Below are 26110 nucleotides of genomic sequence, written 5' to 3'. Positions count from 1 at the left end.
TTTGCCGGGCAAGGTGCTCGTTGTCGAGGACAACGAACTCAATCTCAAACTGTTCTGTGACCTGCTGGAGGTCCATGGCTATGAGCCGACGCCGGTGCGGGACGGCGGCGAGGCGCTCGACACCGCGCGCGCGGTGATGCCCGACCTGATCGTGATGGATATCCAGCTCCCCCATGTGAGCGGGCTGGAGCTGATCGCGGCGCTGCGCGAGGAGGAGGCGCTGTCGTCGATCCCGATTCTGGCGGTGACCGCCTATGCGTCTGCCGCCGACGAGGAGAAGGCGCGCGCGGCCGGCGCCGCGGCCTATGTCTCCAAGCCGATCTCGCTGATGCGCTTCATCGAGGCGGTCGAGCGGCTCGCGCCGCCCGAGTAACGGAAAGCGCGCACGACAAAGGGCGCCGCGACTGGCACGGCGCCCTTTGGTTGCTCAGCGATTCGTGGCGAGCCTAGGCCCGCCGACGGATCACTTGATCTTGGCTTCCTTGAACTCGACGTGCTTGCGCACGACCGGATCGTACTTCGAGAAAGCGAGCTTCTCGGTCTTCGTGCGCGGGTTCTTCTTCGTGACGTAGAAGAAGCCGGTGTCGGCGGTCGAGACGAGCTTGATCTTGACGGTGGTCGGCTTGGCCATGATGCCCTCTGAAACTCTATGCGCGCTTCGCCGCCACCGGAGGCCGGGTTTGCCGAATCGCCGAAAATGCAAAAAGCGGCGCTGAAGCCGCTCCCATCGGGCGCGCTCCTGCGGCACAGAGGCCGCGCTGTCAAGTCCGGGCGCGATTCCGGCTATGCCCCCGAAGGCCTTAACCGGCCTGCAATCCTCTGCTGATACCTTCTTCTCCAACGAGAACGGAGGATGCCGTGGCCGCTGGAACGGGCGAGGGGTTGAAGCTGGTGCGGGCCGATCTGTGCGGCCGGCTGGACAGGCTGGAAGCCGGACTCTCCGCGCGCGGGTCGATCGGGGTGGCATCGGATGCGGGCGCGATCGCCTCGCTCGCGGGCGAATATGGCATGATCCCCACGCAGCGTCTCGCCGAGGGATTGGCGGTGGCCCTGGGCTCCGGTGGCCGGGGGGCTGCGATCGGCCCCTGGATCGAGCGCCTGCGCGAATCGATCGGTTGCGAGGCGGTGGACGACAGCGCCGGGGACCGCTGGATCGCCTCGGTGATGGTGCGCCTCGCCGGATGAGCCTTTTCATGGCAGACCGGCGCTGAATGGACGCGCTGGTACCCGCTTTCATCGTGGCATTGCTGGCCGAGCTTGGGGATCGCACCCAGTTGCTCGCGATGCTGCTCGGCTCCCGCTTCCGCGCGCCTGCCGCCGTGCTCGCGGGGACCGCCGTCGCAGCCAGCGTGAACATGGCCATCGCCGGGGCGGCCGGCATGGAGATCGCGGCGCTCATTCCCCATCGTGCCGTGCAGCTCATGACCGGTTTGGCGCTGTTGCTCGCGGCGTCGGGCGCGGTGCTGCGGGTGAAGCCGGCGCCGTCGGTCGATCGCTGGACGCTTGGCCCCTTCGCTTCCTCGGCCGGGGCCTTCTTCATCCTCGCGCTCGGCGACAAGACGCAGTTCCTGACCACGACGATCGCGGCGGGGAGCGGTCATCCGGTGCTGGCGGCCGCGGGGGCCGCCGCGGGCGTCACGATCGCCAACGCGCCCGCCGTGGTGCTGGGCGACCGTTGGCCGAAGCTCGCGCCGCTGAAGGCGATCCGCATCGGCGCAGGGATCGCGCTGGCGCTGGCGGGCGTCGTGCTGGTGATCGGCGCGCTCGGCCTGTCCTGATCCGATCGATCAAGACAATCGCGATAATTCCATGTCCAACCCCCTTTCGCGCGAACCCTTGGGCGATTAGCTCGTTGTTGACGCGAACCGAGTTCCGCCTCTGAACAGGAGTTGCCCCATGGCTGACCACGCCCCCGCCCCCCTCGACACGCCGACCGACATCAAGAGCAACAAGGCCGCGACCGTCGCCGACGCGCTGAACGCGATCCTGGCGGACAGCTTCGCGCTCTACCTCAAGACCAAGAATTTCCACTGGCACGTCTCGGGCCCGCACTTCCGCGACTATCACCTGATGCTCGACGATCAGGCCACGCAGATCCTCGGCACCACCGACGAGATCGCCGAGCGTGTCCGCAAGACGGGCAACACCACGCTGCGCTCCATCGGCGACGTCTCCCGCCGCCAGCGCATCAAGGACAACGACAAGGATTTCGTGTCCGCCGCCGACATGCTGGCCGAGCTGCGCGAGGACAATCTCGCGCTGGTCGAGGCGCTGCGCGAGGCAAAGCAGATCGTCGACGACGCGAAGGACAATGCCACCTCCGGCATCCTCGACACCTGGACCGACCTGGCCGAAGAGCGCGCCTGGTTCCTGTTCGAGGCCAGCCGCAAGGGTTGAACCCCATCAAGAGGGCGCGGTGGAACGACGCCGCGCCCTCGCACGTTCGGTCCTCAGAATAATCGAGAGGACCGGGACCATGCTGAGAGCGGCCCTTCTATTCCTGATCGCCGGCATCGTGCTGGCGGTGCTTGGATTTGGCGGCATCGGCGGTGCTTTTATCGGTATCGCCAAGATTCTGTTCTTCATCGCGATTGCAGTGTTCGTGCTGCTTCTCGTGGCGGGCCTCCTGGCCGGCCGGGGCATCGCCAATCGATTGTAACGGGGAGAGAGTGGTGTCGCGGTGCGGGCGCGTCCTTTCCAGGGGCGTGCCCGTCCCGTATCCGCTTCCCTTGCGCGCCCGCGCGGCGCATCCTTTCTGAATGCGCGCCTTCGCCAAGCTCCTCGACGGCCTTGTCTATACGCGCTCGCGCAACGCCAAGCTCAAGCTGATCGCCGATTATCTGCGGAGTCAGCCCGATCCGGATCGCGGCTGGGCAATGGCCGCGCTGACCGGCGCGATTGATCTGAAGGCAGTGAAGCCCGCCGCGATCCGCACGATGGTGGAGCAGCGCGTCGACGCCGAGCTGTTCGCTATGAGCCGCGATTTCGTCGGCGATCTCGCCGAGACGGTGGCGCTGATCTGGCCCAAGCCGGAGGGCTTCGAGCCCGAGATGGACGACGGATCGCTCGGCGTCTCCGCTGTCATCGCCCGGCTGGAGGCGGCGCCGCGCGCCAAGGCGCCGGACGAGCTGGCGGCGATGCTCGACCATCTCGATTCCTCGGGTCGCTATGCGCTGATCAAGCTCGCGACCGGCGCGCTCCGGGTCGGCGTTTCGGCGCGGCTCGCCAAGACGGCGCTGGCGCAGGCCTTCGGGCTCGACGTCGATCAGGTGGAGGAGCTGTGGCACGGCCTCACCCCGCCCTATGCGCCGCTGTTCGACTGGGCCGAAGGGCGTGGCGAGCGGCCCGTGCCCGAGGATATGCCCGTCTTCCGGCCCTTCATGCTGGCCCATCCGCTGGAGGAGGGGGTGGTCGACCTCGCCGACTATGCGGCCGAGTGGAAATGGGACGGCATCCGCGTCCAGATCGTCGGCGTCGGCGGCGCGGTGCGGCTCTATAGCCGCGCGGGCGACGACATCACCGCGACCTTCCCCGATGTGGCGGCCGCCTTCGCCGGGGAGGGCGTGCTCGACGGCGAGCTGCTGGTACGCGGCGAGGCGCAGGGCGGGGCCGAGCATGGCGGCGGGGCGGCGAGCTTCAACGCGCTTCAGCAGCGGCTGGGGCGCAAGCAGGTCAGCGCGAAGATGCAGGCGGACTATCCGGCCTTCGTGCGCCTCTACGACATTCTCTTCGACGGCGCGGAAGACCTGCGCGCGCTCCCGTGGAAGGAGCGCCGGATACGGCTGGAATCGTTCGTCGGGCGCCTGCCGCCCGGCCGCTTCGATCTCTCCGCGCTGATCGAGGCGGCGGATTTCGAGGCGCTGGCGGACATCCGCCTCGGTGCACGGGATGCGGCGATCGAGGGCGTGATGCTCAAGCGCCGCGACAGCCCCTATGTCGCGGGGCGTCGCACCGGCCTCTGGTACAAGTGGAAGCGCGATCCGCTCGTGGCGGACTGCGTGATGATGTACGCGCAGCGGGGCCATGGGAAGCGATCGAGCTTCTATTCGGACTACAGCTTCGGGTGCTGGACCGCGCCGCCGGAGGACGGCGGCGAGCTGTTGCCGGTGGGCAAGGCCTATTCGGGCTTCACCGACGAGGAGCTGAGGGATCTCGACCGCTTCGTGCGCAACCACACTATCCAGCGATTCGGCCCCGTGCGTGAGGTGGAGAAGACTCTGGTGCTGGAAGTCGCCTTCGACTCGATCCATGAATCGAAGCGGCACAAGTCCGGCCTCGCCATGCGCTTCCCCCGCATTCGTCGCATCCGGATGGATAAGCCGGCCTCGGAAGCCGATCTGATTGCCACCTTGCGACGGATGATCGCCTGATTTGCCGGGAAACCTTGCCCCGAATCACATTCACTGCTAGGGCGCGCGCTTTCCCGGCGTGGGTCACCCACGACGGGCCTTTTTCGACGCGCTGTCGTGGTTCTGCGGGGCAGGAGGCCCCGGTCCCCACCCGGCGCTGCTGGAGATAGACGGGTTTATGCAGATCATCGTTCGCGACAACAATGTCGACCAGGCGCTCCGGGCCCTCAAGAAGAAGCTCCAGCGCGAGGGCGTGTATCGCGAGATGAAGCTGCGCCGTCACTACGAGAAGCCCTCGGAGAAGCGTGCGCGTGAGCGCGCCGCGGCCATCCGCCGCGCCCGCAAGCTGGAGCGCAAGCGCGCGGAGCGTGACGGCGTTCGGTAAGACTATGCGTCGGGGCGGTTGACCCGCCCCGCTGCTTGTGTCTCTGGACGCGGAGTGTGCCACCGGGCAGAAGCCCGCGTGAACTCTCAAGTCCTTATCCGAGCGAGGTTGCCCATGTCCCAAGTCACCGCCGTTCCCCTGCGTCCCGTCGCCAAGGGAACGCTGACCAAGCTGTGGCTCGGCGTGGGCATCGCCGTGGTGATCGGCGCGGGCGTGGCCTGGGCCGGCACCTACCGGCAGGTCGCCATGGGCGAATCGCCCACCGCCTTCCTCGCTGCCAACGCCAAGAAGCATGGCGTCGTCACCACTCCGTCGGGCCTTGAGTATCAGGTGCTCGCGGAAGGGCAGGGCCCCAAGGCCGGCCCGCAGGACATCGTCCTGATCGACTATGACGGCAAGCTGCTCAACGGCCAGACCTTCGATTCGACGGCGCAGCATGGCCAGCCGGCGGTGATGCCGGTCGCGGGCTCGATTCCCGGCTTCAGCGAGGGTCTCCAGCTGATGAACCGCGGCGCGCGCTATCGCTTCTGGATTCCGCCGCAGCTTGCTTATGGCGAGCAGGGCGCGGGCGACGGGGTGATCCCGCCGAACAGCGTGCTCCAGTTCGACGTGTCGCTGCGCGAGATCGCGCCGCAGCAGCCGGGCTATGGCCAGGCGGGCATGGGCGGTCCGGGCGGGCAGCCCTGATCGGCCTCTGATCCGAGACGTTCGAAGCGGCGCCCTGCCATCCGGCAGCGGCGCCGTTTTCGTTTAGTGCTCCTGCGCGGGATCGAGGCCGGAGCGGCGCTCCAGCGCCACCTTCGTCATGGCGACGATCGGATCAGCGAACATCAGCCCGAGGATGCCGAACAGCGCGCCGAGCAGAAGCTGCATCCCCAGTACCAGCGCCGGCGCGAGGTCGACCGAGCGGCGTGCTACCATCGGCACGACCACATAGCCGTCGAAGATCTGCACCAGCGCGTAGACGCCGATGGCGAGCAGGCCGGTGTCGGTGCCCGCCGAGAAGCCGACGAGGATGGTGAGCACCCCCGACACGATCGCGCCGATATTGGGCAGGAAGGCGAGGATGCCGGTGATGAGGCCGAGCAGGCCCGCCATCGGCACGCCGACCACCGTCAGTGCGATCCAGATGAAGAAGCCCTCCACCGCCATGCCGAGCAGGCGGCCCGCCATCAGCCGGCGCAGCGTGCGGGCCATGTCGGTGGTGGCGTCGTAGAAGCCCTCGCGCTGGTCGATGGGCAGCATCCAGGCGAGGCCGCGCTCGTAGATGCGCGGCTCGGCGGCGATGAACAGGCCCAGCACCACGATCATCGCGAGGCTGGAGACAGCGCCGAGCGCGGTGCCGACCGCGCTGGTGAGCTGGCCGAGCGAACCCATGAGCTGGCGGCCGATATCCTCCGCCGGGCCGCCCTTGGGCATCAGGCCGAGCTGGCTCGCCCAGCCCTGGATGCGCTGGAGCTGGGTGGTGACGACGGCCTTCAGCGCCTCGAACTGGCCGACCAGCTCGACGCCGGCATACCAGACCACGCCGATCAGGAAGATGAGCGCGCACAGCGCCACGATGGCGATGCGCAAGGGGCGGCCGATGGGCAGAACCCGCCCGAGCAGGCGCGCGCCGCCGTCCAGCATCGCCGCGAACACCATGCCGCCGACGATCAGCAGCAGCGGCTGCGCCAGGACATAAGTGAGCACCACCGCGAGCACGACCGACACCCACACGATCGCGCGCTTGAGTTCGGCCCGCGTCAGCGGGTCACGCATCTCGACCGGGCCGGGCGCCTCGACATGGGGTGGGTTCGAGGGCACCCGGCGCGCCATCAATTCTTGGCCGGGGCAGTGACGGTCGGGTGGAGGTTCATCCCGGCCCGGCCGCCGCGCAGCGCCGTGAACCAGCTGATCGGGTTCCAGATCGCGGACGTGCCGTCGAGCGAGAAGGTGATGAACTCGGCGCGGCCGCCGAGATTCTCCCACGGAACCGGCCCGCCGAGCCCGCCTTCCTCGATCGGATAGCGGCTGTCGGCCGACTCGTCGCGGTTGTCGCCCATCACGAACACCTGGCCGGGGCCGACGGTGACGGGGCCGTAATCGTCGCCCGAGCCCGGGATATAGCCCATGTCGACCGTGTCGTAGCTGCGGCCCGACGGCAGCGTCTCGCGGAAGACGGGGAGGGCGCAGTAGAGCTTGCCGTCCTTGCCGGTGATGCGGTGGGCGGCTTCGAGGCCGCGGTCGCACGGCACGTTGGCGTCGACCGGGATCATCGCGGCCGGGCGCTCGACGCGCGGGATCGGCTTGCCGTTCAGCCACACCACGCCCTCGCGCACCTCGATCGTGTCGCCGGGCAGGCCGATGACGCGCTTGATGTAATCGCTGCTCTCGCCCGGAGGGGTGAGGATCACGACGTCGCCGCGCTGGGGCATATGGCCGAGCAGACGGCCATGCATGAAGGGCAGGACGTGGAAGCTGGGCGACACATAGCTCCAGCCGTAGGGATATTTGGTCACGACCAGCCGGTCGCCCTTGATGAGCGTCGGCATCATCGATTCGCTGGGGATGTAGAAGGGCTTGGCGACGAAGCACCAGAAGGCCAGCACGCCCAGCACCAGCCACAGGATGCCACGCCCCTCGGCGGCCCAGTCGGTGCCCTGCTTGGCGGGGGCGGTGGTGGCGGGCGCTTCGGCCTCGGTGTCGCTCAACTCAGGGATCCTCATTCCGCGCCGGATGGGACCGGCAGCGCTTCGATGATGACGAAGGCCTGCGCCCAGGGATGGTCGTCGGTCATCGTCAGATGCACAGACGCGGCGTGGCCCGCCGGGATCAGCGCGTCAAGCCTCGCCTTGGCGCCGCCGGTCAACGCCAGCGTCGGCGCGCCCGAGGGGAGGTTCACCACGCCGATGTCGCGGAAGAACACGCCCTGCTTGAATCCGGTTCCCACCGCCTTGCTGAACGCCTCCTTGGCGGCGAAGCGCTTGGCATAGGTGGCGGCGCGCGTGAGCACGCGGCGCTCGGCCTTGGCCTGCTCCCTCTCGGTGAAGCAGCGCTGGATGAAGCGCTCCCCGAAGCGGTCCAACGAGTTCTGGATGCGCTCGATGTTGCAGAGATCGGAGCCGATGCCGACGATCACGGCGTCTTCCTCCCCGGCACGGGGAGGGGGACCATGCGGAGCATAGTGGAGGGGGCGGCGGCATAGCCGCCGTCTCGGGACGGCGGCCCCCTCCACCGGCCTGCAGCCGGTCCCCCTCCCCGTGCCGGGGAGGAATGAGGGTGCGCGATCATCGTGCGACGTCCATGGCGGCACGCATCTCGCGGATCGCGGCGTCGAGGCCGATGAAGATCGCCTCGCCGATGAGATAATGGCCGATGTTCAGCTCCGCGATCTGGGGGATCGCCGCGACCGGGCCGACATTGGCGGTGGTGAGGCCATGGCCGGCATGGGGCTCGATGCCGTTCTTGGCGGCCAGCGCAACCGCGTCGGTGAGGCGGCGCAGTTCGGGCGCGCGGTCAGCCTCGGGGAAATGGGCATAGGCGCCGGTGTGGAACTCGACCACGGGCGCGCCGAGCTTCACGGCCGCCTCGATCTGGGCGGCGGTCGGCTCGATGAACAGGCTGACGCGGATGCCGGCGTCGCGCAGCTTGCCGACGATGGGCGTGAGCGTCGCGATCTGGCCGGCGGCGTCGAGCCCGCCCTCGGTGGTGCGCTCCTCGCGTCGCTCGGGGACGATGCAGGCGGCGTGGGGGCGATGCTTCAAAGCGATCGCCAGCATCTCCTCGGTCGCGGCCATCTCCAAATTCAGCGGCAGCGCGATGCGTTCGCGCAGGCGGGCGATGTCGTCGTCGGTGATGTGGCGGCGATCCTCGCGCAGATGCGCGGTGATGCCGTCAGCACCGGCGGCGGCTGCGATCTCGGCGGCGCGCAGCGGATCGGGATGGCCGCCGCCCCGCGCGTTGCGGATCGTGGCGACATGATCGATGTTGACGCCCAGCCTCAGTCTTGCGGTCATGCCCTGCACCCTATCGTCGACAGCATTTCATAGGCGAAGCCCTTGGCCTGCCAAACCTCGCCGAAATCGAAATCGCCCCGCCGCGTGAAGAGGACAAGAGCCCGCTTCGTTTCGGGCAGGATAAAGTTTCTAATCTGAACGCCGCCGATCTGCCCCCGGCGCTCGACGATGGAAGTGGGGGCGGGGCATCCGGCGAGCGTGACGCTATATTGCCACTGCCCGAGCGCGGCGGCGCCGAGCTTGGGATCGCCCTTCCACATCGCATCGGTCGCCGCCTCGCCGAGCAGCCTGTGGGTGAGGAGCGCCCGGTCGAAGGCGTAGAGATCGAGCGGCGAGCCGTAGAGCGATCCCGATGCGCCGTAGGTGCCGAGATTGCCGATATTCTCCGGGACGCCCGGCTTCTCCAGCCCGAGGACGTGGCGCACCGCCGGCCGCTCGGGATCGAACAGCCCGATAGAGAGCCCGAGCGGCTTCGCGATCCGCTCGTCGACGAGGGAGGCGAAGCTCTTCCCCGTGGTCCGCTCCAGCAGCGCGCCCAGCACGATGAAGTCGCAATTGTTATAGTGATAGGAGACGCCCGGCTCGGCACGCGGATGCTCGGCGCAGAAATGGGTGGCCTCATAGGCCATGCTGCCCTGACCCGCCGGGGGGCGATAAAAGAGCGGCATCCCGTCGGGCAGAGTCGGCCCGCTCTGATTGGGATCGGCGAGCCCGCTGGTGTGGCGGAGCAGGTCGCGCATCGTGATCCGGTCCGAGAAGACCTGCGGCCAGTCGGGCCAATAGGTCGTCACCGGCTGGTCGAGATCGAGTCGGCCGGCCTCCACCTCCTGCATGGCGATGGCGGTGCTGATCTGCTTGGAGACGGAGGCCCAGCGCCAGATCGCATCGGCGCGGTTGGGCTCGCCCTTCGCCGCGAGGCCGGTGGCGATCACCGTATCGGGCTTGTCCTCGCTCCCGGCGACCACGACGCCTTCGAAATGGGCGTCCGCGATCAGCCGGTCGAGGACAGGCGGCGGCGCGGGGGCCGCCGCCAGCAATGCGAGCGCCAGGACGCTCGCAACGAGCTTCACGCGGCGGCCCGGCTGCCCGGCTTGATCGCGGGGATGGCGGCCAGATCGGCCGGCAGCGAGTCGGGCGAATAGGTCGGCACTTCCATGGTGACGAGCGCGGTCAGCGGCACGCCGATGTCGGCCTTGCCGCCCGAGCGGTCGACCAGGCAGGCCGCCGCGATCACGCGGCCGCCGGCTGCCTCGATGGCCTTGATCGCCTCGCGGGAGGAGAGGCCGGTGGTGATGACGTCCTCCATCATCAGCACCTTCTGGCCCGGCTCCAGCGAAAAGCCGCGGCGCAGTTCGAACGTGCCGGTCGGGCGTTCGACGAACATCGCGTCCACGCCCATCGCGCGCGCCATCTCATAGCCCGCGATCACGCCGCCCATCGCCGGCGACACGACCGCCGAGACGCCGGCATGGACGGCAGGCGTCAGCCGCGAGGCCAGCTCGGCGCAGAGGCGCGCGGCGCGCTTCGGGTCCATCAGCACGCGGGCGCACTGGAGATAGGTGGGGCTTCGCAGGCCCGACGACAGAATGAAATGCCCGTCCAGCAGCGCATGGGCCGCGCGGAATTCCGCCAGCACTTCGTCGTCCGTCATAATCGCCTCTATCGTCAACCAACCCCCGGATGGCGGCCTGATAGGCGTGCGGAGGCCGGGCATCAATGCTTGTGTGGCGGTTCCCAGTCCCGCTTTGTTTCGCATTTATTTGGCAGGACCAGCGCTTGAGGGTTGGAAAACCGCTGTTATAACCCCTTTGAATGGTCGTTGCAGGGCTTACTGTCCGCGACAGTCCATCGCGGGAAGAGGGGTGACATGACGAGGGTGAAGTCAAAGCTCATCGCGGTCGGTCTGGGAGTCTTGGCGCTGGCGGGCGCCGCATCGGCACAAGCGCCGGCACCAGCGCCAGTAACGGCAACTCCCACGGCCACGGCGACCGCGCCGGCCTCGGGACAAGCGCCGCAGATTGTCACTTCGGCCAGCGCGCCGACCCCTGCTCCCGCCGCCGCGGCGACTCAGCCGGCCGCAACGCCCGGCAAGACCCCGATCCCGCAATTCTACGGCCCGACACCGGGCATCGGTCAGCCGACCGACCAGATCGCGCTCCAGACCCAGGTGACCGACCTCGGCAAATTCGCCGCCTGGATGCACAACACCGTGCTGATGCCGATCATCACCGTCATCTGCCTGCTGGTGCTGGGCCTGCTGCTCTGGGTGGCGGTGCGCTACAATCGCCGCGCCAATGCGGTGCCCTCGCGCACGTCGCACAACACGGTGATCGAGATCATCTGGACGGTGATGCCGGTGCTGATCCTGCTGGTGATCGCGGTGCCGTCGATCAAGCTGCTCGCGGCGCAATATTCGACGCCCAAGCCGGATCTCACTGTGAAGGTGATCGGGCACCAGTGGTATTGGTCCTATCAATATCCCGACAATGGCGACTTCGAGGTCGTCTCCAACATCCTCAAGGATGACGAGGACAAGAAGCGCGGCGAACCCCGCCAGCTTGGCGTCGATGCCCGCATGGTGGTGCCGGCGGGCGCGGTGGTGAAGGTGATCACCACGTCGGACGACGTGATCCACTCCTTCGCGGTGCCGGCCTTCTGGATCAAGATGGACGCGGTGCCCGGTCGCCTCAACGAAACCTGGTTCAAGGTGGATCGCCCCGGCCTCTATTACGGCCAGTGCTCGGAGCTGTGCGGCGCGCGGCACGGCTATATGCCGATCGCGGTCGAGGTGGTGACCAAGCAGCAGTTCGCCGAGTGGGTGGCGGCCAATGGCGGCACGCTGAAGGGCAAGCCTGCGAGCCCGGATGCGACGGCGAACTCGCCGATCAGCAATCCGCCGGCGACCACGGCCGCGCCGACGCCGATGGCGGGCACGCCCTCCACCCCGACCGAGAATGCGACCGCCGCGGCCCAGCCCGCGACGACGGCCGCCACGACGAACTGAGGCGAGGATCATGACCGACACGACGGCCAACGCCCATTTCTTCCAGCACGAAGAAGGCCATGGGCATCATGATGCTCATCACAAGCCGGGCTTCTTCTCGCGCTGGTTCCTGTCGACCAACCACAAGGACATCGGCACGCTCTATCTGATCTTCGCGATCACCGCGGGGATCATCGGCGGCGCGATCTCGGGCATGATGCGGGCCGAGCTGGCCCATCCGGGCATCCAGTATCTGCCCGCCATGGCGCATTTCTTCCATGAGCCCGCCGGCAACGACGCGGCGCTGCACTTCTGGAACGTGATGGTGACGGCGCACGGCCTCATCATGGTGTTCTTCATGGTGATGCCGGCGATGATCGGCGGCTTTGGCAACTGGTTCGTCCCGATCATGATCGGCGCGCCGGACATGGCCTTCCCGCGCATGAACAATGTCAGCTTCTGGCTGATCGTGCCGTCCTTCACGCTGCTGCTCGGATCGCTGTTCGTGAGCGGCGGCACGGCGGACGGCGCGGGGACGGGGTGGACGCTCTATGCGCCGCTCTCGACATCCGGATCGGCGGGGCCATCGGTCGACATGGTGATCCTGTCGCTGCACCTCGCGGGCGCCTCGTCGATCCTCGGCGCGATCAACTTCATCACCACCATCTTCAACATGCGCGCGCCGGGCATGACGCTGCACAAGATGCCGCTCTTCGCCTGGTCGGTGCTGGTGACGGCCTTCCTGCTGCTGCTGGCGCTGCCGGTGCTGGCCGCTGCCATCACCATGCTGCTGACCGATCGTAATTTCGGCACGACCTTCTTCGATGCGTCGGGCGGTGGCGACCCGATCCTGTACCAGCACCTGTTCTGGTTCTTCGGTCACCCCGAGGTCTACATCATGATCCTGCCGGGCTTCGGCATGATCTCCCACATCATCGCGACCTTCTCGAAGAAGCCGGTGTTCGGCTATCTCGGCATGGCCTACGCCATGGTCGCGATCGGCGTGGTCGGCTTCGTCGTGTGGGCGCACCACATGTATACGACCGGCCTCGACGTGAACACGAAGATGTACTTCACCGCTGCCACGATGGTGATCGCGGTGCCGACCGGCATCAAGATCTTCTCGTGGATCGCGACGATGTGGGGCGGCTCGATCGACTTCCGGGTGCCCATGGTGTGGGCGCTCGGCTTCATCTTCATGTTCACCGTCGGCGGCGTGACCGGCGTGGTGCTCGCCAATGGCGGCATCGATAACTATTTCCAGGACACCTACTACGTCGTCGCCCACTTCCACTATGTGCTGTCGCTGGGCGCCGTGTTCTCGCTGTTCGCGGGCTTCTACTACTGGTTCCCCAAGATGTCGGGGAAGATGTACAGCGAGCTGCTCGGCCACCTGCATTTCTGGGTGTTCTTCATCGGCGTGAACATGCTGTTCTTCCCGATGCACTTCCTCGGTGCGCAGGGGATGCCGCGTCGCTATCCGGATTATCCGGATGCCTTCGCCAAGTGGAACGGCGTCGCCAGCCATGGCTATGAAGTGATGGCCGTCGGCATGATCATCTTCTTCGTCAACGTGATCTACACGTTCGCGGCGGGGAAGAAGGCGCCGGCCAATCCGTGGGGCGAGGGCGCCACCACGCTCGAGTGGACGCTGCCGAGCCCGCCACCCTATCACCAGTTCGAGACGCTCCCGAGGATCGACTGATCCTCCGGGGGTGCGCCCGATTCCACAGCAGGGCGGATTTCTGCTAAGGGCCGCGCCCGGGATGGGGACTCATTCCGGGTGACGGCATTTACGATGAAGGACCGAATGGCGACTGCGCCTATCGAAGCCCCTGTTGCGGGGCTCCCAGCAGACTGGCGCGACTTCTGGGCGCTGACCAAGCCGCGCGTGCTGACGCTGGTGGTCTTCACCGGGCTGTGCGGCCTGCTGATCGCGCCGGGGCATATCCATCCGGTGCTGGCGTTCACCGCGATCCTGTGCATCGCCATGGGGGCGGGCGCGGCGGCGGCGCTCAATCAGTGGTATGAGGCCGATCTCGACGCCAAGATGAAGCGCACCCGCAACCGGCCGCTGCCGGCGGGCCGCATGGAGCGGCAGGCGGCGCTGCATTTCGGCGTCGGGCTGGGTGTCTTCTCGGTGGTGCTGATGGGGCTGGCGGTGAACCTGCTCGCCGCCGCGATCCTCACCGTCTCGATCCTCTTCTATGTGCTGATCTACACCGTCTGGCTGAAGCGCCGGACGCCGCAGAACATCGTCATCGGCGGCGCGGCCGGGGCCTTTCCGGCGCTGATCGGCTGGGCGGCGGTGACGGGGCGGGTGGACCTGCTGCCCGTGCTGCTCTTCCTGCTCGTCTTCCTGTGGACGCCGCCCCATTTCTGGGCGCTGTCGCTGTTCGTGAACTCGGACTATGCGGCCGCCGGCGTGCCGATGATGTCGGTGGTGGCGGGCACCAAGGCGACGCGGCTCCAGGCCTTTCTCTACACGCTGCCGATGGTGGCGGTGGCGATCCTGCCCTGGCCGCTGGGGCTGGCCGGGCCGATCTATGGCGTGGCGGCGGTGGCGTTGAATCTCGTCTTCCTGGTGCTGGCCACCCGTGTCGGCTTCAGCCGCGAGGAGGATCCCGCGCTGATGAAGGCCGAGCGCCGGCTGTTCGCTTATTCGATCCTCTACCTGTTCGCGAGCTTCGGCGTGCTGGTGGTGGACAGGCTGTGGTTCGCCTGATGGCGCGGCCCGATCCCACCCCGGCCGACGACGCGGCGATCCGCAAGCGCCAGCGGTCGCGCTCGATCGTGACGGCGCTGATCCTGTTCGCGCTCGTCATCCTGTTCTACGCGATCAGCATCGCGAAGATGCTGTGAGGAGAGCGGGGTGAGCGTTTCGCGCAATCTCCGCACCGGCCTGATCGCGGGCGCTGTCGCCTGCTCGATGGTCGGCGTGGGGTTTGCCGCGGTGCCGCTCTACCGCATCTTTTGCCAGAAGACCGGCTTCGGCGGCACCGCCCGCATCGAGGAGGGCGCGAAGGCGCCGGGCTCGACCGGCCGCATCGTCACCGTTCGCTTCGACGCCAATGTGAGCCCGGCGCTCGGCTGGCGCTTCGAGCCCGAGCAGAAGACCGAGCGCGTGGCGATCGGCGCGCGCCAGCTCGCTTTCTTCAACGCCACCAACCTCACCGACAAGCCGGTGACGGGATCGGCCGCTTTCAACATCTCGCCGGACCAGAGCGCGCAATATTTCGTCAAGGTGCAGTGCTTCTGCTTCACGCAGCAGACGCTCCAGCCCGGCGAGACGCAGCGTATGCCGGTAGTGTTCTACATCGACCCCCAATTCCTCAAGGACCGCGACGATCAGGGGGTCAGCGAAATCACGCTTTCCTACACATTCTATCCTGTGGACCAGAAGCCCAGCGATAGCTAAGCTCAGGATGAATCAGGCCGAATAGAGCCGGAAATAAGGGATGCAGCGATGGCCGGTGCGAAGAACCACGACTATCATATCTTGCCCCCCAGCCCATGGCCGTTGCTGACAGCCTTCTCGGCGTTGGTGCTGGCTTCCGGCTTCATCATGTATCTTCACTCGGTTCCCTACGGGACGCTGATCGCGCCGGCAGGGCTTCTGCTTGTGCTGTTCTGCATGGCGAGCTGGTGGGTGGACGTGGTGAAGGAGGCCCATGCCGGCGATCACACGCCGGTCGTGCAGCTTCACCTGCGCTACGGCATGATCTTGTTCATCGCCTCGGAAGTGATGTTCTTCCTCGGCTGGTTCTGGGCGTTCTTCGATGCCTCGCTCTTCCCCAAGGCGGTGGAAGCGGTCGGCGGCGTATGGCCGCCCAAGGGCATCACGCCGCTCAATCCGTTCCAGTTCCCGCTGCTCAACACGATGATCCTGCTCTGCTCGGGCACGACCGTCACCTGGGCGCACCATGCTCTGATCCACGGGGACCGCCGGGGCCTGAAGCAGGGCCTGTGGTGCACGATTGCGCTGGGCCTGCTCTTCTCGTCGATCCAGGCGTGGGAATATATCCACGCGCCCTTCGCCTTTAAGGGCAATATCTTCGGTGCGACCTTCTTCATGGCGACCGGCTTCCACGGCTTCCATGTGATCGTCGGCACCATCTTCCTCGCCGTCTGCCAGTTCCGCGCCTATCAAGGCGACTTCACGCCGCGTCAGCATTTCGGCTTCGAGGCGGCGGCCTGGTACTGGCACTTCGTCGACGTGGTGTGGCTGTTCCTGTTCGTCTCCATCTATGTCTGGGGCGGCTGGGGCGCGACCTACGCCGGCTGACGGCGACGCCCGACCGGAACGCGAAGGGGCGGGGGCGGCGGCTTCCGCCCCTTGTCCTGTCCGGTTGCCATATCCGCGCCGATGAGGATGCTGAGGCGATGATCGATACGCCCAAGGCCGAGCCCACCATCGTGCAGGTGGGAATCAAGGGGGTCTGTCCGCGTTGCGGCGCCCCGACGCTGTTCGCCGGCGTGATCCGCTTCGCGTCGCGGTGCCGGGCCTGCGGGCTCGATTATGACGCCTTCAATGTCGGCGACGGGCCGGCGGCCCTGTTGACGCTCGTCATCGGCGCGCTGGTCTCCATCGGCGCGATCACGCTGGAGCTGACCGCGCACCCGCCGGTCTGGGTGCATATCCTGCTGTGGCCGCCCATCACGATCGGGCTGGTGGTCGGGGCGTTGCGCGTCGCCAAGGGGATGCTGATCGCGTCCGAATATCGCCACCGCGCCCGCGAGGGACGCATCATCGAGGACCGCTCCGAGCCATGAGCGGCCGCCTGCGCCTGCCCGTGCTCCCGACTCTGCTCGTCGTGCTGGCGGTGGCGGCGATGGTGGCGCTTGGCTTCTGGCAGATCCGGCGGCTCCACTGGAAGGAGGTGCTGCTCGCCGAATATGCCGCCGCAGCCGGCAAGCCGCCGGTGGCCTTCCCCCGCATTCCGACCGACCAGACCCTGCTGTTCCGGCATTCGGAGGCCTTCTGCCTGCAACCGGTCGGCTGGCGCGCGAGCGCGGGGCGCAATCGGGCGGGCGAGCCCGGCTGGCGGCATGTCGCCGACTGCCGCACCGGCGCCGAGGGGCCGGGCATCGCGATGGATATGGGCTGGTCGAAGGATTCCGGCGCGCCTGTTGCATGGAAGGGCGGGCAGGTTCGCGGCGTGATCGGTCCCGATCATGACGGCCAGGTGCTGCTCGTATCGGACGAACCCGCGCCCGGCCTTCAGCCCAGCGCCCCGCCGAGCCTGGACGATATTCCCAACAACCATTTCGCCTATGCGGTGCAGTGGTTCCTGTTCGCGGGCGTGGCGGTGGTCATCTATGGCATCGCGCTCCGCCGTCGCCGTCCGCCCGCCGCTTCCTGACATGGGCCATCTGCGGCGCGGGCAAGTCTTGTTTGCTTGCCGCCCCGGCCCCTGACGTTTAAGCCGCCGGGCCATATGCGCTATATCAGCACCCGAGGGCGCGCTCCCGCGCTCGGCTTCGAAGCCGCCACGCTTACCGGCCTTGCCTCCGACGGCGGCCTGTATGTTCCCGAGACCTGGCCGACGCTGACGCGCGCCCAGATCGAGGCGCTGGCCGGGCTCTCCTATGCGGAGACGGCGGTGCGGATTCTCGCGCCCTTCGTCGGCGAGGCGCTGAGCGAGGCGGAGCTGCGCGGATTGTGCGAGGCCGCTTATGGCCGCTTCAGCCATGCCGCGGTGACGCCGCTCGCGCAGCTCGACCATCGCCATTTCCTGATGGAGCTGTTCCACGGCCCAACGCTGGCGTTCAAGGACGTGGCGCTCCAGCTTCTCGGTCTGCTGTTCGAGCGCTTCCTCTCGAAGGGCGACCAGCATCTCACCATCGTCGGCGCGACCTCGGGGGACACCGGATCGGCGGCGATCGAGGCGGTGGCCAACCGCGCGCATGTCGACATCTTCATGCTGCACCCCAAGGGCCGCGTCTCCGACGTGCAGCGCCGGCAGATGACGACGGTGCTCGCGCCCAACGTCCACAACATCGCGATCGAGGGCGATTTCGATCAGGCACAGGCGCTGGTGAAGCAGATGTTCGGCGACCGGGATTTCGCTGGCCGCTTCCAGCTTTCGGCGGTGAACTCGATCAACTGGGCGCGGCTGGCGGCCCAGATCGTCTATTATTTCTACACCGCCGTGCGCCTCGGCGCGCCGTATCGTGCCGTCGCCTTCTCGGTGCCGACGGGTAATTTCGGCGACGTGTTCGCGGGCTATGTGGCGAGCCGCATGGGTCTGCCGGTGGCGCGGCTGATCGTGGCCACCAACGTCAACGACATCCTCCACCGCGCGCTGTCGGCCGGCGATTATTCGACGGGCACCGTCTCGCCGACCCAGACGCCGTCGATGGACATCCAGGTCAGCTCCAATTTCGAGCGGCTGCTGTTCGACCTGCACGGCCGGGACGCCGGAGCGCTCGACGCAGCGATGCAGGGTTTCGAGCGGGATCGGACGATGACGCTGCCGGTGAGCCTGCGCGATCGCGCGGCGGCCGATTTCGCGAGCGCCCGCATCGATCATGACGCGATGGTGGAGGCGATGCGCTGGGCGCATGGCGCGGCAGGGCAGGTGATCGATCCGCACACCGCGATCGGCCTTGCCGCCGCGCGCGCAGCCGACCTTCCCGCCGACGTGCCGGTGGTGACTCTGGCGACGGCGCACCCGGCCAAGTTCGGCGATGCGGTGGAGGCCGCGACCGGCGTCCGCCCGGCGCTGCCCGAGCGGATCGCCGGCCTCATGGAGAAGGAGGAGCGCTGCGCCGTCCTCCCCGCCAGCTTCGACGCCATCACCGGCTATATCGCCGAGCGGGCGGTCGCGCGCGCATGACGGCGAAGCTCCACCGCCTGCCCAACGGGCTGACCGTCGCGATCGACCCGATGCCGGGTGTCGAGACGCTCGCGGTCGGCCTCTATGCCGATGTCGGCAGCCGGTCGGAGCCCGCGCATCTGACCGGGCTCGCCCACATGGTCGAGCATATGGTGTTCAAGGGCGCCGGCGAGCGGAGCGCGCGCGCCATAGCGGAAGCCGCCGAGGATGTCGGCGGCCAGCTCAACGCCTGGACCTCGCGCGACACCACCGTCTTCCACGCGCGCCTGCTGCCGGACGATCTGGCGCTGGGCGTCGGCCTCATCGCAGATCTGGTGCGTGCCCCCCATTTCTCGGCCGAGGAGCTGGAGCGCGAGAAGCAGGTCGTGCTCGCCGAACTCGGCGAATCGCGCGACACGCCCGACGACATCATCTTCGATCATCTCTCAGCCGCCGCCTATCAGGGGCAGACCTATGGCCGCCCGGTGCTGGGCGACGAGACCAGCATCGCCGCGATCGACGTGGCGGCGCTCCGTCGCTGGCTGGAGGAGCAATATCGCCCCGCCGGCCTGATCCTCGCCGCCGCCGGCAAGGTCGATGAGGATGCGCTGCTCAGGCTCGCGGAATCGCGCTTCGGCGATCTCGAGGCCGGTCGCCCGCCGGTGTTCGAGCCGGCGCGGTTCACCAGCGGCGTCGTCACCGACGCGCGGCGCTTCGATCAGGTCCACATCGCCTTCGCGCACCCCGGCGTCGACCAGCGCCATGACGATGTCTATGCGCTCAACCTCTTCGCCAGCGCGGTCGGCGGCGGCATGTCGTCGCGGCTGTTCCAGGAGGTGCGCGAGGAGCGCGGGCTCGCTTACTCCATCTATGCGTGGAGCGCGGCCTCGGCGGATACCGGGCAGCTCGGCGTCTATTGCGCGGCGGCCAAGGCGGAAGCGCCGCGCGCCTTCGCGCTGTCGCGCGAGGTGCTGACCCGCTCCGCCGAGGATCTCAACGAGACCGAGCTTCAGCGCGCCAAGGCGCAGGCCAAGGCCGGGCTGCTGATGGGCCTCGAATCGGTGCAGTCGCGCTGCGACCATCTCGCGCGGCAGGTGCAGGTGCAGGGCCGCATCGTCCCCGTCGCCGAGACGGTGGCGCAGATCGACGCGGTGGACTTGGCACAGGCACGTCAGGCGGGAGCGACCGCGCTCTCCGGCGGCCTCGCGACGGCCAGCGTCGGCGGCAAGCTCGCCCGCGTGGCGTGAACGGATATCTCGTGAAGCTCGACACCCTCGTCACCGAACCCTGGGCCGATTACGGCCTGATCGATTCCGGCCATGGCCGGAAGCTGGAGCGCTATGGCCGCTTCCGCTTCGTCCGCCCCGAGCCGCAGGCGATGTGGGCGCCGGCCTCTGACGAGTGGAAGCATGACGGCGAGTTCATCGGCGCCTCCGACGAGGAGGGCGGCGGGCGCTGGCATCTGGGTCGCAACGTGCCGAAGGACTGGCCGCTCGGTTGGGCCGACGTGAAGTTCCACGCCGCCAACACCAATTTCCGCCACCTCGCCTTCTTTCCCGACATGGCCCCCCAATGGGCGTGGATGCGCGACAAGGTCGCGGACGGCGACGAGGTGATGAACCTGTTCGGCTATACCGGCGTGGGCAGCCTCGCGCTGGCGGCGAAGGGCGCGAAAGTCACCCATGTCGACGCGTCGAAGAAGTCGGTCGAGAACGGCAAGGCCAACGCCCTGCTGTCGGGCATGGCGGACAAGCCGATCCGCTGGATGATCGACGACGCCGTGAAGTTCACCGCGCGCGAGGTGCGCCGCGGGCGGACCTATGCCGGGATCATGCTCGATCCGCCCAAGTTCGGGCGCGGGCCGACCGGCGAGACGTGGCGGCTGGAAGAGGGGCTCCCCGGCCTCATCGCGGACTGCGTGAAGCTGCTGACGCCCGAATCGAAATTCCTCGTCCTCACCGTCTATGCGGTGCGCATGTCGGCGATCGCGATCGCGGAGCTGCTCGCCCAAGCCACCGCCCCGCTTGGCGGAAGGGTCGAGGCCGGTGAGATGGCGGTGCGCGAGGAGGCGCGCGGCCTGCTGCTCCCCACCGCCATCTTCGCCCGCTGGACGCGCGACTAAGCCTCAGTAGACGAGGATCTGCCCCTGCATCCCCGAGGCGACGTCGAGCGCCTTGGAGGATTTGAGATCATAATGGCCCCGGCGCGGGATCAGGCGGATGGTGCGGCTCGAATGGCCGGGCACGTTGAGGCGGCTCTTCTGGAGCGCGCCGGCATCGGCCGGAAAGAGCTTCGCCGCGCCGAAGAAGGCGGGCGCGTAGAAATCATGCTCGGTACGGTCCGGGTTCACGAGGCGCAGGCGATAGAGCTGGCCTCCCTTGAGGCGGATCACCTGCGGGCGGAACTTGCGGTCGCCCATGTTGACCGTGACGGTGGTCGGCTTGGGCGGCGGCGGTGCGGCGAGGGCCGGCGTGGCGGCGAGAAGAGAGGCGGCGAGCAGCATCGTCTTGCGCATCATGGTCTCCTTCGTGGCTATTCCCTGATCGCCCTCAACGCCACACCCGCGGCAAAGGGTGCACCCGTAACGAAAAGAAGCGACACGGCGGCGAGCAGCTTCATCGCGCTGGCCCCATCTGCCTGAATCGCGCCCGCGCCGAAGATCAGCAGCGGCACGGCGAGCGGCAGCAGCATGAGCCCCGCCAGTGCGCCCGCACCGCGCAAGCCCGCCGTCAGGGCGGCGACGGTGAAGCCCAGCGCGGCCAGCGCCGGCGTGCCGATGGCGAGCCCCGCCTCCAGCCGAAGGAGCGTCGCCCCGTCGAGCCCGAGCAACGCCGCGCCGGGCAGCGCCGCCAGCATCAGCGGCGGGCCGAAGCCCAGCCAGTGCGCCACGATCTTCGCTGCCGCCACGGATTCGTCCGCGAACCCGCGCACGGCGAGCTGGTCGAGGATGCCGGCCTCGGCGTCGGGCGCCACCAGCCGTTCGACCGGCAGCAGCGCGGCGAGGAGCGCGGCGAGCCACAACATTCCGCCCCCCGTCCTGGCGAGCAGCTTCGCGTCTGGCCCGACCGCGAAGGGGAAGAGCGTTGCCGCGATCAGGAAGAAGGCGACGGGGAGCCCGGCGGCGCGCAGGCCTCGCGCGGCGTCGCGGCGGATCAGCGGCAGGATCATGCGAGCGCGTGCGTCCGGGCGCCGTCGAGCGGGAGAGAGATATGGCTCGCCGCCAGCACCGCGCCGCCGTTCGACCGATGCGTGGTCATGGCGTGGCCCAGCCGCTCGACGCCTTCGACGTCGAGCCCGTTAGAAGGCTCGTCGAGCAGCCACAGTGGCGCGGCGCTGGCGATGGTGCGTGCGATCGCGGCCCGGCGGCGCTGGCCGGTCGAGAGATAGCGCACCGGCACACGGGCGAGATGGGCAACCCCCATTGTCTCCATCGCGGCCTCCAGCCCCTCGGCACGATCGATCTTCGCCCAGAAACCGAGCGCCTCGCCCAGGGGCTGGTCCCCATCGAGCGCCGCCTGCTCGCCCAGCCATGCGAGTCGTGCCGGTCGCTCCACCGTCCCCGCCGCCGGGCGGAGCAGGCCGGCGGCGATACGCAGCAGGCTCGACTTGCCGATGCCGTTCGGCCCCGTGACGACGAGCGCCTCGCCGCCCGTCAGCGCGAGGTCGAGCCCTTCGAACAGCAGCCGGTCGCCGCGCAAGCAGGCGACGCCGCGCATCGCCAGCATCATGAGGCGGAAGCCTCCAGCGCGTGCATGTCGTCGTCGGAGAGGCCGAAATGATGGCCGACCTCGTGGATCAGCACATGGGCGACCAGCGCCTCCAGCGTCACCCCCGTCTCGGCCCATTCGTCGAGGATCGGGCGGCGATAGAGGTGGATCATGTCGGGCAGCGTGCCTGTGTCGTCGACGCTCTTCATCCCCACCGGGCGGCCGCGATAGAGGCCGGAAAGCGCGAAGGGATCGTCGATGTCCAGCTCGTCCAGCGTCGCCTCGTCGGCGAACTCCTCGACGCGCAGCACCACCGTGCCGAGATGGCGGCGGAAGGGTTCGGGCAGGCGCGCCATGGTCGCGCGGGCCATCGCCTCGATGGTGGCGGCGTCGGGGGAAGGCCCCCAGGGGGTTTGACGGGCGGTCATGCTTGCCGGACAGTAGAAGAGCCGGCGGCGGTGCGCCAGCGGAGGGGCGATTGGACGAGACCGGGCCGGACATCCGATTCGAAGGCGTGACGAAACGCTATGCCGGCGCCGCCGTCTCGGATGTCGATTGCGCGATCGCGGCGGGCAGCTTCGTGGCGCTGGTCGGAGGATCGGGCGCGGGCAAGTCGACGCTGCTGCGCATGGTCAACCGGCTGGTGGAACCCGATTCGGGGCGCGTGCTGATCGAGGGCGCGGACGTGGCGGAGGGGGCGGCGCATCTGCTGCGGCGGCGGATCGGCTATGTCTTCCAGTCGATCGGGCTGATGCCGCATATGAGCGTCGCCGAGAATATCGGGCTGGTGCCGCGCCTCGCGGGCGATGCGCCGGCCGATGTCGCGGCGCTTCTGGAGATGGTGGAGCTGCCCGCCGCTTATGCGGTCCGTGCGCCCTCGGCGCTGTCCGGGGGAGAGCGGCAGCGGGTGGGGGTGGCCCGCGCGCTGGCGACGGGCGCGAAGCTGATGCTGCTCGACGAGCCCTTCGGCGCGCTCGATCCGGTGACGCGCGATGCGATCGGCCGGCGCTATCGCGCCCTGCACGAGCGGCTGGGGCTGACCAGCCTGATGGTGACGCACGACATGGCCGAGGCGCTGTTGCTGGCGGATCGCATCCTCGTGATGGCGAAGGGCAGGATCGTCGGCGATGCGACCCCCGCCGAGATGCTCGCCGGCCGCGCGGGCGAGGAGGCGAGCGCGCTCGTCGCGGTCGCGGCGCGGCAGGCGGAGCGCATCGAGGCGTTGAAGGCGTGAGCGAACTCCTCGCCCCGCTGCCCGGCCTCGCCGCGCATCACCTGCTGCTGTCGGCCGCGGCGCTGGGGCTGGCGCTGGTGGTGGCGCTGCCGCTGGGTTTCGTCGCGGCGCGCAGGCCCCGGCTGGCAGGAGCCGCGCTGGGCGTGGCGGGGGTGATCCAGACGATTCCCGGCCTCGCGCTGCTGGCGCTCTTCTACCCGCTGCTGCTGGCGATCGGGCATGGCGTGCCGGCGCTGGGCTTCCTGCCGGCGTGGCTGGCCTTGGCGCTCTATGCGCTGCTGCCGATCCTGCGGAATGTGGTGGCTGGCTTGCGCGGGCTCGATCCGGGGGTGATCGAGGCGGCGGACGGGCTCGGCATGACGGCCGGGCAGAGGCTCCGACTGGTCGAGGCTCCGCTGGCCGCGCCCGTGGTGATGGCCGGCATCCGCACCGCGACCGTCTGGACGATCGGCGCTGCCACGCTCGCGACCACCGTGGGCGCGGCGAGCCTCGGCAACCTGATCTTCTCCGGTCTCCAGACCGAGGACTGGTCGCAGGTGCTGGCGGGCTGCCTCGCCTCGGCGGCGCTGGCCCTCGTGGCGGACGCGCTGCTGGCGCTGATCGAGCGCGGGCTGGCGCGGCGGGAGCGCTGGTCGCTGACGGTGGGGAGCCTCGGTGTGGCGACGGGGCTGCTGCTGGCCTGCGCGCCGTTGCTGGGGGGAGGCGCGCGGCCGGTGGTGGTCGGCGCCAAGAATTTCTCCGAGCAATTCATCCTCGCCCGCCTGATCGGCGCGCGGCTGGAGCAGGCGGGCTATGCGGTGAGCTATCGCGAGGGGCTGGGCTCGGCGGTGGCGCTCAGGGCGCTCAGGCAAGGCGATATCGATGTCTATGTCGATTATTCCGGCACGATTTGGGCGGATTCGATGCACCGGACAAGGCCCGCGCCCAAGCCTGAGACGCTGGCCGGCATCGCTGATTTCCTGAAGCCTGCCGCGTTGGTTGGCCCGCTGGGTTTCGAGAATGCCTATGCGCTGGCGATGACGCGGCAGGGCGCCGCGCGGCATCATGTCACGGACCTGCGCACGCTGGCGGCGGCCGCGCCCTCGCTGACGCTGGGGGCCGACCTCGAATTCCTGTCGCGGCCCGAATGGCGGGCGGTGCGCGAGGCCTATGGGCTGCGCTTCGCCGCCTCGCGCGCCTATGCGCCGAGCTTCATGTATCGCGCACTGGAGAGCGGGCAGGCGGATGTCATCTCCGCTTTCTCCAGCGATGGACGGATCGCGGCGGACGATCTGGTGGTGCTCCCCGATCCGGCGCGGGCGCTGCCGGGCTATGATGCGATCCTGCTGGTGTCGCCGGCCCATGCCGGGGACGCGCGCTTTCTGAAAGCGATCCGGCCGCTGGTCGGCGCGATCCCGGTGGAAGCGATGCGCCGCGCCAACTACATGGTCGACCGGGACCGCGACAAGGCGAGCCCCGAGGCCGCGGCTCGCTGGCTGGCCGCGCAACTGGAGCATCGCTGATGGCCGAGATCGTCAACCTCAACCGCGTCCGCAAGGCGAAGGCGCGCGTGGATGCGGCGAAACAGGCCGAGACCAACCGCGCCAAATTCGGCCGTACCAAGGCTGAGCGCGAGGCAGAGGCCACCGAGCAGGCCCGCCGCAAGGCGCTGCTCGATGGAGCGAAGCGCGAGGATTAGGGGCGGAAGGGCAGCCCCACCCAATCCTCCGCCATCGCCCAGAGCCGGGCGGCGGCGTCATGATCCCGCGCGGCGAGCGGAACGGCGGCGCGTCCCGGCGGCCCGCGCAGCTCGAAGGGGCCGACCGAGCCCAGATAGTCGCCCGAATGCATGTCCGGGTCGGTCGCCGCGCGCAGCACCGGCAGTGCGCCTTCGGCGGCGGACTGGCTGACGAAATTGCCGAGATAGCGGATCGACCAGCCCCGGATGCCGCCCGTCCCCGGCCCGTTGGCAAGCAGGTTGGTCCGCGCGAAGCCGGGGTGCGCGGGCAGGCTCGCGACGCCGGTGCCCACCGCGCGGCGCGCCAGCTCCAGCCCGAACATCAGCATGGCGAGCTTGCTCTGCGCATAGACCGCCCAGGGATCGTAACGCCGCTCCGCCATCGGATCGTCGAAGTCGATCCGCCCCCGCCGCGCGGCGATGCTGGCGAGCGGCACCACGCGCGCGCCCGCTGCCAGCAGCGGCCAGAGCCGCGCCGCCAGCGCGAAATGGCCGAGCAGGTTGGTGCCGAGCTGGCGTTCGAAGCCGTCCGGCGTGGTGCGCCGCTCCGGCAGCGCCATCACCCCGGCGTTGAGGATCAGCCGGTCGATCGGCCGCGCCGCCTTGAGCTGCGCCTCGGCGAAGCGCTCCACCGAGGCGAGGCTGGCGAGGTCGAGCGGCTGCCAGGTCGTGCCATGGCCGATCGCCTCCGCCGCGGCCCGGCCTTTCGCCTCGTCGCGCGCGGCGAGGATGACGTCGGCGCCGGCTTCGGCCAAAGCCCGCGCCGTCTCATAGCCGATGCCGCTGTTGGCGCCGGTGACGACGACGCGCCGGCCATCCTGCCGGCCCATATCGGCGATCGTCCAGCGCTTCATCCCAACGATTCCCCTGGCGAGCGGCTGTCGACAGCCCTATCGGCCGATCGGCCCCATGCGGCAAC

Annotated in this window: 34 protein-coding genes; 22 read left to right on the top strand and 12 right to left on the bottom strand. The window is 68.7% G+C overall.

Translation table 11 applies throughout. The features are described from left to right. The first annotated feature begins 1 nt into the window (after window position 1). Window positions 2-373: a response regulator gene (locus ST3T6A_RS0116270; RefSeq protein WP_019834015.1), complete on the top strand. Its 372-nt coding sequence runs from the start codon at window positions 2-4 to the stop codon at window positions 371-373. A 90-nt stretch (window positions 374-463) separates the two neighbouring features. Here ST3T6A_RS0116270 and rpmG read toward each other — a convergent pair whose 3' ends face one another. Then, a complete protein-coding gene (gene rpmG, locus ST3T6A_RS0116265) occupies window positions 464-631 on the bottom strand; it encodes a 50S ribosomal protein L33 (RefSeq protein ID WP_019834014.1) in 168 nt (55 codons plus the stop codon). 227 nt (window positions 632-858) lie between these two features. On the opposite strand from rpmG, the gene ST3T6A_RS0116260 reads away from it, so the two are divergent. From ST3T6A_RS0116260 to ST3T6A_RS0116230, 7 genes are all read left to right on the top strand, one after another. Next, window positions 859-1185, top strand: a complete 327-nt coding sequence (locus ST3T6A_RS0116260) for a hypothetical protein (RefSeq protein WP_157602946.1) — start codon at window positions 859-861, stop codon at window positions 1183-1185. Between the two features lie 26 nt (window positions 1186-1211). Then, window positions 1212-1778, top strand: a complete 567-nt coding sequence (locus tag ST3T6A_RS0116255) for a TMEM165/GDT1 family protein (protein WP_019834012.1) — start codon at window positions 1212-1214, stop codon at window positions 1776-1778. Between the two features lie 118 nt (window positions 1779-1896). Then, on the top strand, window positions 1897-2397 hold the full coding sequence (locus ST3T6A_RS0116250) for a Dps family protein (RefSeq protein ID WP_019834011.1): 501 nt from the start codon (window positions 1897-1899) through the stop codon (window positions 2395-2397). 79 nt (window positions 2398-2476) lie between these two features. Beyond that, a complete protein-coding gene (locus ST3T6A_RS0116245; RefSeq protein ID WP_019834010.1) occupies window positions 2477-2659 on the top strand; it encodes a DUF1328 family protein in 183 nt (60 codons plus the stop codon). A 100-nt stretch (window positions 2660-2759) separates the two neighbouring features. Continuing rightward, the gene (locus tag ST3T6A_RS0116240; RefSeq protein WP_019834009.1) at window positions 2760-4370 is read left to right on the top strand and encodes a cisplatin damage response ATP-dependent DNA ligase; all 1611 of its coding nucleotides are present in this window, start codon (window positions 2760-2762) and stop codon (window positions 4368-4370) included. Between the two features lie 157 nt (window positions 4371-4527). Further along, window positions 4528-4734 (top strand): 30S ribosomal protein S21, encoded by a 207-nt coding sequence (rpsU, locus tag ST3T6A_RS0116235; RefSeq protein WP_010126124.1) that lies wholly within the window; start codon window positions 4528-4530, stop codon window positions 4732-4734. 114 nt (window positions 4735-4848) lie between these two features. Then, on the top strand, window positions 4849-5421 hold the full coding sequence (locus ST3T6A_RS0116230; protein WP_019834008.1) for an FKBP-type peptidyl-prolyl cis-trans isomerase: 573 nt from the start codon (window positions 4849-4851) through the stop codon (window positions 5419-5421). Window positions 5422-5484: 63 nt separating this feature from the next. Here ST3T6A_RS0116230 and ST3T6A_RS0116225 read toward each other — a convergent pair whose 3' ends face one another. From ST3T6A_RS0116225 to pyrE, 6 genes are all read right to left on the bottom strand, one after another. Next, on the bottom strand, window positions 5485-6552 hold the full coding sequence (locus tag ST3T6A_RS0116225) for an AI-2E family transporter (protein WP_019834007.1): 1068 nt from the start codon (window positions 6550-6552) through the stop codon (window positions 5485-5487). Further along, a complete protein-coding gene (gene lepB / locus ST3T6A_RS0116220; RefSeq protein WP_026359792.1) occupies window positions 6552-7442 on the bottom strand; it encodes a signal peptidase I in 891 nt (296 codons plus the stop codon). The genes ST3T6A_RS0116225 and lepB overlap by 1 nt, the downstream gene beginning before the upstream one ends. Continuing rightward, window positions 7439-7855: a holo-ACP synthase gene (gene acpS / locus ST3T6A_RS0116215; RefSeq protein ID WP_019834005.1), complete on the bottom strand. Its 417-nt coding sequence runs from the start codon at window positions 7853-7855 to the stop codon at window positions 7439-7441. Before acpS ends, lepB begins: the two co-directional genes overlap by 4 nt. A 148-nt stretch (window positions 7856-8003) precedes the next feature. After that, the gene (locus tag ST3T6A_RS0116210) at window positions 8004-8732 is read right to left on the bottom strand and encodes a pyridoxine 5'-phosphate synthase (RefSeq protein WP_019834004.1); all 729 of its coding nucleotides are present in this window, start codon (window positions 8730-8732) and stop codon (window positions 8004-8006) included. Beyond that, entirely contained in the window at window positions 8729-9802 is a 1074-nt protein-coding gene (locus tag ST3T6A_RS20445) for a serine hydrolase domain-containing protein (protein WP_019834003.1), read from the bottom strand. The genes ST3T6A_RS0116210 and ST3T6A_RS20445 overlap by 4 nt, the downstream gene beginning before the upstream one ends. Beyond that, the gene (pyrE, locus tag ST3T6A_RS0116200) at window positions 9799-10383 is read right to left on the bottom strand and encodes an orotate phosphoribosyltransferase (protein ID WP_019834002.1); all 585 of its coding nucleotides are present in this window, start codon (window positions 10381-10383) and stop codon (window positions 9799-9801) included. The genes ST3T6A_RS20445 and pyrE overlap by 4 nt, the downstream gene beginning before the upstream one ends. Window positions 10384-10599: 216 nt before the next feature. Here pyrE and coxB point away from each other — a divergent pair, with 216 nt between their 5' ends. The 11 genes from coxB (at window position 10600) to ST3T6A_RS0116145 (ending at window position 20655) form a co-directional block, all read left to right on the top strand. Next, window positions 10600-11736 (top strand): cytochrome c oxidase subunit II, encoded by a 1137-nt coding sequence (gene coxB / locus ST3T6A_RS0116195; RefSeq protein WP_019834001.1) that lies wholly within the window; start codon window positions 10600-10602, stop codon window positions 11734-11736. Window positions 11737-11746: 10 nt separating this feature from the next. Then, complete coding sequence (gene ctaD / locus ST3T6A_RS0116190) at window positions 11747-13420, top strand: cytochrome c oxidase subunit I (RefSeq protein WP_019834000.1); 1674 nt, start codon at window positions 11747-11749, stop codon at window positions 13418-13420. A 105-nt stretch (window positions 13421-13525) separates the two neighbouring features. Next, window positions 13526-14440 carry a heme o synthase gene (locus ST3T6A_RS0116185; protein WP_019833999.1) on the top strand — a complete coding sequence of 305 codons (915 nt, stop codon included), beginning with the start codon at window positions 13526-13528 and terminating at the stop codon, window positions 14438-14440. Continuing rightward, a complete protein-coding gene (locus ST3T6A_RS21820; RefSeq protein ID WP_019833998.1) occupies window positions 14440-14577 on the top strand; it encodes a hypothetical protein in 138 nt (45 codons plus the stop codon). The genes ST3T6A_RS0116185 and ST3T6A_RS21820 overlap by 1 nt, the downstream gene beginning before the upstream one ends. Before the next feature lie 10 nt (window positions 14578-14587). Beyond that, window positions 14588-15133, top strand: coding sequence for a cytochrome c oxidase assembly protein (locus ST3T6A_RS0116175; RefSeq protein ID WP_019833997.1), 546 nt, complete (start codon window positions 14588-14590; stop codon window positions 15131-15133). A gap of 48 nt (window positions 15134-15181) precedes the next feature. Then, entirely contained in the window at window positions 15182-16000 is an 819-nt protein-coding gene (locus tag ST3T6A_RS0116170) for a cytochrome c oxidase subunit 3 (protein WP_019833996.1), read from the top strand. A gap of 98 nt (window positions 16001-16098) precedes the next feature. After that, window positions 16099-16488: a DUF983 domain-containing protein gene (locus ST3T6A_RS0116165; RefSeq protein WP_019833995.1), complete on the top strand. Its 390-nt coding sequence runs from the start codon at window positions 16099-16101 to the stop codon at window positions 16486-16488. Continuing rightward, a complete protein-coding gene (locus tag ST3T6A_RS0116160; protein WP_019833994.1) occupies window positions 16485-17078 on the top strand; it encodes an SURF1 family protein in 594 nt (197 codons plus the stop codon). The genes ST3T6A_RS0116165 and ST3T6A_RS0116160 overlap by 4 nt, the downstream gene beginning before the upstream one ends. A 75-nt stretch (window positions 17079-17153) precedes the next feature. Further along, window positions 17154-18554, top strand: coding sequence for a threonine synthase (gene thrC, locus ST3T6A_RS0116155; RefSeq protein WP_019833993.1), 1401 nt, complete (start codon window positions 17154-17156; stop codon window positions 18552-18554). Continuing rightward, window positions 18551-19780, top strand: a complete 1230-nt coding sequence (locus ST3T6A_RS0116150; protein WP_019833992.1) for a M16 family metallopeptidase — start codon at window positions 18551-18553, stop codon at window positions 19778-19780. The genes thrC and ST3T6A_RS0116150 overlap by 4 nt, the downstream gene beginning before the upstream one ends. 11 nt (window positions 19781-19791) lie before the next feature. Beyond that, a complete protein-coding gene (locus tag ST3T6A_RS0116145; RefSeq protein WP_026359791.1) occupies window positions 19792-20655 on the top strand; it encodes a class I SAM-dependent methyltransferase in 864 nt (287 codons plus the stop codon). Between the two features lie 3 nt (window positions 20656-20658). Here the strand turns inward: ST3T6A_RS0116145 and ST3T6A_RS0116140 are convergent, their stop codons facing one another. Genes ST3T6A_RS0116140 through ST3T6A_RS0116125 form a run of 4 tightly spaced genes read right to left on the bottom strand, consistent with a single transcriptional unit; the run spans window position 20659 to window position 22668 of the window. Next, window positions 20659-21051, bottom strand: a complete 393-nt coding sequence (locus ST3T6A_RS0116140) for a cupredoxin domain-containing protein (RefSeq protein WP_157602944.1) — start codon at window positions 21049-21051, stop codon at window positions 20659-20661. 14 nt (window positions 21052-21065) lie between these two features. Next, a complete protein-coding gene (locus ST3T6A_RS0116135; RefSeq protein ID WP_019833989.1) occupies window positions 21066-21701 on the bottom strand; it encodes a heme exporter protein CcmB in 636 nt (211 codons plus the stop codon). Further along, the gene (gene ccmA / locus ST3T6A_RS0116130; protein ID WP_019833988.1) at window positions 21698-22261 is read right to left on the bottom strand and encodes a heme ABC exporter ATP-binding protein CcmA; all 564 of its coding nucleotides are present in this window, start codon (window positions 22259-22261) and stop codon (window positions 21698-21700) included. The genes ST3T6A_RS0116135 and ccmA overlap by 4 nt, the downstream gene beginning before the upstream one ends. Further along, window positions 22258-22668 carry a metallopeptidase family protein gene (locus ST3T6A_RS0116125; RefSeq protein WP_026359790.1) on the bottom strand — a complete coding sequence of 137 codons (411 nt, stop codon included), beginning with the start codon at window positions 22666-22668 and terminating at the stop codon, window positions 22258-22260. Before ST3T6A_RS0116125 ends, ccmA begins: the two co-directional genes overlap by 4 nt. A 50-nt stretch (window positions 22669-22718) precedes the next feature. Between ST3T6A_RS0116125 and ST3T6A_RS0116120 the strand changes: the two genes are divergently transcribed. Genes ST3T6A_RS0116120 through ST3T6A_RS21265 form a run of 3 tightly spaced genes read left to right on the top strand, consistent with a single transcriptional unit; the run spans window position 22719 to window position 25152 of the window. After that, window positions 22719-23474 (top strand): ATP-binding cassette domain-containing protein, encoded by a 756-nt coding sequence (locus ST3T6A_RS0116120; RefSeq protein WP_019833986.1) that lies wholly within the window; start codon window positions 22719-22721, stop codon window positions 23472-23474. Then, entirely contained in the window at window positions 23471-24976 is a 1506-nt protein-coding gene (locus ST3T6A_RS0116115) for an ABC transporter permease/substrate-binding protein (protein WP_019833985.1), read from the top strand. The genes ST3T6A_RS0116120 and ST3T6A_RS0116115 overlap by 4 nt, the downstream gene beginning before the upstream one ends. After that, on the top strand, window positions 24976-25152 hold the full coding sequence (locus ST3T6A_RS21265; RefSeq protein ID WP_019833984.1) for a DUF4169 family protein: 177 nt from the start codon (window positions 24976-24978) through the stop codon (window positions 25150-25152). Before ST3T6A_RS0116115 ends, ST3T6A_RS21265 begins: the two co-directional genes overlap by 1 nt. On the opposite strand, the gene ST3T6A_RS0116105 is transcribed toward ST3T6A_RS21265, so the two are convergent. Continuing rightward, window positions 25149-26045, bottom strand: coding sequence for an oxidoreductase (locus tag ST3T6A_RS0116105; protein WP_019833983.1), 897 nt, complete (start codon window positions 26043-26045; stop codon window positions 25149-25151). The two genes, ST3T6A_RS21265 and ST3T6A_RS0116105, sit on opposite strands and share 4 nt — an antisense overlap. Between the last annotated feature and the right edge of the window lie 65 nt (window positions 26046-26110).

This window comes from Sphingomonas sp. PR090111-T3T-6A, from assembly GCF_000383095.1.
Taxonomy (GTDB): domain Bacteria; phylum Pseudomonadota; class Alphaproteobacteria; order Sphingomonadales; family Sphingomonadaceae; genus Solisphingomonas.
Note: the sequence above shows the minus strand (reverse complement) of the source record. Positions and strands in the feature narration are given on the sequence as shown.

Bases quoted from the DNA above. Each gene is read 5' to 3' on its own strand.
- rpmG (WP_019834014.1), bottom strand. From the start codon at position 631: ATGGCCAAGCCGACCACCGTCAAGATCAAGCTCGTCTCGACCGCCGAC.
- ST3T6A_RS0116255 (WP_019834012.1), top strand. From the start codon at position 1,212: ATGGACGCGCTGGTACCCGCTTTCATCGTGGCATTGCTGGCCGAGCTT.
- ST3T6A_RS0116250 (WP_019834011.1), top strand. From the start codon at position 1,897: ATGGCTGACCACGCCCCCGCCCCCCTCGACACGCCGACCGACATCAAG.
- ST3T6A_RS0116245 (WP_019834010.1), top strand. From the start codon at position 2,477: ATGCTGAGAGCGGCCCTTCTATTCCTGATCGCCGGCATCGTGCTGGCG.
- ST3T6A_RS0116240 (WP_019834009.1), top strand. From the start codon at position 2,760: ATGCGCGCCTTCGCCAAGCTCCTCGACGGCCTTGTCTATACGCGCTCG.
- rpsU (WP_010126124.1), top strand. From the start codon at position 4,528: ATGCAGATCATCGTTCGCGACAACAATGTCGACCAGGCGCTCCGGGCC.
- ST3T6A_RS0116230 (WP_019834008.1), top strand. From the start codon at position 4,849: ATGTCCCAAGTCACCGCCGTTCCCCTGCGTCCCGTCGCCAAGGGAACG.
- ST3T6A_RS0116225 (WP_019834007.1), bottom strand. From the start codon at position 6,552: ATGGCGCGCCGGGTGCCCTCGAACCCACCCCATGTCGAGGCGCCCGGC.
- lepB (WP_026359792.1), bottom strand. From the start codon at position 7,442: ATGAGGATCCCTGAGTTGAGCGACACCGAGGCCGAAGCGCCCGCCACC.
- ST3T6A_RS0116210 (WP_019834004.1), bottom strand. From the start codon at position 8,732: ATGACCGCAAGACTGAGGCTGGGCGTCAACATCGATCATGTCGCCACG.
- pyrE (WP_019834002.1), bottom strand. From the start codon at position 10,383: ATGACGGACGACGAAGTGCTGGCGGAATTCCGCGCGGCCCATGCGCTG.
- coxB (WP_019834001.1), top strand. From the start codon at position 10,600: ATGACGAGGGTGAAGTCAAAGCTCATCGCGGTCGGTCTGGGAGTCTTG.
- ctaD (WP_019834000.1), top strand. From the start codon at position 11,747: ATGACCGACACGACGGCCAACGCCCATTTCTTCCAGCACGAAGAAGGC.
- ST3T6A_RS0116185 (WP_019833999.1), top strand. From the start codon at position 13,526: ATGGCGACTGCGCCTATCGAAGCCCCTGTTGCGGGGCTCCCAGCAGAC.
- ST3T6A_RS21820 (WP_019833998.1), top strand. From the start codon at position 14,440: ATGGCGCGGCCCGATCCCACCCCGGCCGACGACGCGGCGATCCGCAAG.
- ST3T6A_RS0116170 (WP_019833996.1), top strand. From the start codon at position 15,182: ATGGCCGGTGCGAAGAACCACGACTATCATATCTTGCCCCCCAGCCCA.
- ST3T6A_RS0116165 (WP_019833995.1), top strand. From the start codon at position 16,099: ATGATCGATACGCCCAAGGCCGAGCCCACCATCGTGCAGGTGGGAATC.
- ST3T6A_RS0116160 (WP_019833994.1), top strand. From the start codon at position 16,485: ATGAGCGGCCGCCTGCGCCTGCCCGTGCTCCCGACTCTGCTCGTCGTG.
- thrC (WP_019833993.1), top strand. From the start codon at position 17,154: ATGCGCTATATCAGCACCCGAGGGCGCGCTCCCGCGCTCGGCTTCGAA.
- ST3T6A_RS0116150 (WP_019833992.1), top strand. From the start codon at position 18,551: ATGACGGCGAAGCTCCACCGCCTGCCCAACGGGCTGACCGTCGCGATC.
- ST3T6A_RS0116140 (WP_157602944.1), bottom strand. From the start codon at position 21,051: ATGATGCGCAAGACGATGCTGCTCGCCGCCTCTCTTCTCGCCGCCACG.
- ST3T6A_RS0116135 (WP_019833989.1), bottom strand. From the start codon at position 21,701: ATGATCCTGCCGCTGATCCGCCGCGACGCCGCGCGAGGCCTGCGCGCC.
- ccmA (WP_019833988.1), bottom strand. From the start codon at position 22,261: ATGATGCTGGCGATGCGCGGCGTCGCCTGCTTGCGCGGCGACCGGCTG.
- ST3T6A_RS0116125 (WP_026359790.1), bottom strand. From the start codon at position 22,668: ATGACCGCCCGTCAAACCCCCTGGGGGCCTTCCCCCGACGCCGCCACC.
- ST3T6A_RS21265 (WP_019833984.1), top strand. From the start codon at position 24,976: ATGGCCGAGATCGTCAACCTCAACCGCGTCCGCAAGGCGAAGGCGCGC.
- ST3T6A_RS0116105 (WP_019833983.1), bottom strand. From the start codon at position 26,045: ATGAAGCGCTGGACGATCGCCGATATGGGCCGGCAGGATGGCCGGCGC.